General features: G+C 50.7%; 2 rRNA genes. Both read left to right on the top strand.

The features are described from left to right. Positions 1-645 (top strand): 16S ribosomal RNA (locus tag M3189_RS26345); the annotation flags it as partial. Positions 646-838: 193 nt separating this feature from the next. Continuing rightward, a 23S ribosomal RNA gene (locus M3189_RS26340) occupies positions 839-1,666 on the top strand; the annotation flags it as partial.

Here is a 1,666-nt window from a genome sequence, read left to right as displayed (position 1 = left end):
CAAGGCTGAAACTCAAAGGAATTGACGGGGGCCCGCACAAGCGGTGGAGCATGTGGTTTAATTCGAAGCAACGCGAAGAACCTTACCAGGTCTTGACATCCTCTGACACTCCTAGAGATAGGACGTTTCCCTTCGGGGAACAGAGTGACAGGTGGTGCATGGTTGTCGTCAGCTCGTGTCGTGAGATGTTGGGTTAAGTCCCGCAACGAGCGCAACCCTTGTTCTTAGTTGCCAGCATTCAGTTGGGCACTCTAAGGAGACTGCCGGTGACAAACCGGAGGAAGGTGGGGATGACGTCAAATCATCATGCCCCTTATGACCTGGGCTACACACGTGCTACAATGGATGGTACAAAGGGCTGCAAGACCGCGAGGTTTAGCCAATCCCATAAAACCATTCTCAGTTCGGATTGTAGGCTGCAACTCGCCTACATGAAGCCGGAATCGCTAGTAATCGCGGATCAGCATGCCGCGGTGAATACGTTCCCGGGCCTTGTACACACCGCCCGTCACACCACGAGAGTTTGTAACACCCGAAGTCGGTGGGGTAACCGTAAGGAGCCAGCCGCCTAAGGTGGGACAGATGATTGGGGTGAAGTCGTAACAAGGTAGCCGTATCGGAAGGTGCGGCTGGATCACCTCCTTTCTAAGGATAATGCAGTCCTTGACGGACTGATAAAAAGTTGACTGTTACTTGTTTGTTTAGTTTTGAGAGTGCAATTTCTCTCGAAACATTTGTTCCTTGAAAACTAGATAATCGTAAGAAGAAGTCAAAGTAAAACCGAGAATTGCCACTTTAGTTTTTCTCTCTTATTTAATAAGAAGAAAATAACCTTTTAGGTTAAGTTAGAAAGGGCGCACGGTGGATGCCTTGGCACTAGGAGCCGATGAAGGACGGGACTAACACCGATATGCTTCGGGGAGCTGTAAGTAAGCTTTGATCCGGAGATTTCCGAATGGGGGAACCCACTGCTCGTAATGGAGTAGTATCTTTACCTGAATACATAGGGTATGGAAGGCAGACCCGGGGAACTGAAACATCTAAGTACCCGGAGGAAGAGAAAGCAAACGCGATTCCCTGAGTAGCGGCGAGCGAAACGGGACATAGCCCAAACCAAGAGGCTTGCCTCTTGGGGTTGTAGGACACTCAACATGGAGTTACAAAGGAACGGGGTAGATGAAGCGGTCTGGAAAGGCCCGTCATAGAAGGTAAAAACCCTGTAGTTGAAACTTCGTTCCCTCCTGAGTGGATCCTGAGTACGGCCGGACACGAGAAATCCGGTCGGAAGCTGGGAGGACCATCTCCCAAGGCTAAATACTCCCTAGTGACCGATAGTGAACCAGTACCGTGAGGGAAAGGTGAAAAGCACCCCGGAAGGGGAGTGAAACAGATCCTGAAACCGTGTGCCTACAAGTAGTTAGAGCCCGTTAATGGGTGATAGCGTGCCTTTTGTAGAATGAACCGGCGAGTTACGATTACATGCAAGGTTAAGTTGAAGAGACGGAGCCGCAGCGAAAGCGAGTCTGAATAGGGCGTTTTTAGTATGTGGTCGTAGACCCGAAACCAGGTGATCTACCCATGTCCAGGGTGAAGTCCAGGTAACACTGGATGGAGGCCCGAACCCACGCACGTTGAAAAGTGCGGGGATGAGGTGTGGGTAGCGGAG

Origin of the sequence: Neobacillus niacini, from assembly GCF_023715415.1 — a bacterium.
GTDB lineage: Bacteria > Bacillota > Bacilli > Bacillales > Cytobacillaceae > Neobacillus > Neobacillus niacini_C.
Note: the sequence above shows the minus strand (reverse complement) of the source record. Positions and strands in the feature narration are given on the sequence as shown.